This is a genomic window from Ruegeria sp. CI1, assembly GCF_056536925.1.
Genome location: NZ_JBQFQP010000039.1, coordinates 1 through 625 on the forward strand (window position 1 = coordinate 1; position 625 = coordinate 625).

The following is a 625-nucleotide window of genomic DNA, read 5'->3' on the forward strand; positions in this document are numbered from 1 at the left end:
CTGCTTGTGCGGGACCTTCAGCCCCTCTCGCTTCCATAGACGTTCGATACGGCCATCGCTGACAGACCATCCAGCCTCTCTCAGCAACACCGCAACCCGGCGATAGCCGTATCTGCCATATTGCCTGGCCAGCTCAATCATGTCGGCCACCAGTTGTTCTTCATCTGGTCGGCCCCGTGGAATACGCCTTTGCGTGGATCGGTGTTGTCCCAGCACTCGGCAAGCTCGACGTTCCGAGATTTTGAACTGACTGCGAACATGATCGATGCAAGTACGGCGACGAGCGGGGCTCAGAAGTTTCCCCGTGCGGCTTCCTTTAAGATCAACTTGTCGAGCGTCAGGTCTGACACTGCACGTCTCAGCCGCTCGTTTTCCTTCTGAAGTCGCTTTAGTTCCTTCAATTGGTCTACACCCATTCCGCCATATTGCTTGCGCCAGCGGTAATAGGTTTGCTCCACAACTCCGATCTGTCTGATCGCATCCAGACGGGGCATGCCTTGTCCCATCAGAACTTCAACCTGCCGCAACTTCGAGACAATTTCTTCAGGCTTCGGTCGCTTGTTTGCCATTTCTGATCCTCCGTTTCCTAATCTTAACGGTGGACCCATTCAAATGGGGAGCCTCA

The 625-nt window shown here is 54.4% G+C and carries 1 pseudogene; it reads right to left on the reverse strand.

What is annotated here, in order from left to right:
- A pseudogene (locus ACR0LZ_RS21150) lies at positions 1-569 on the reverse strand (transposase); the annotation flags it as partial.
- Positions 570-625: the final 56 nt, after the last annotated feature.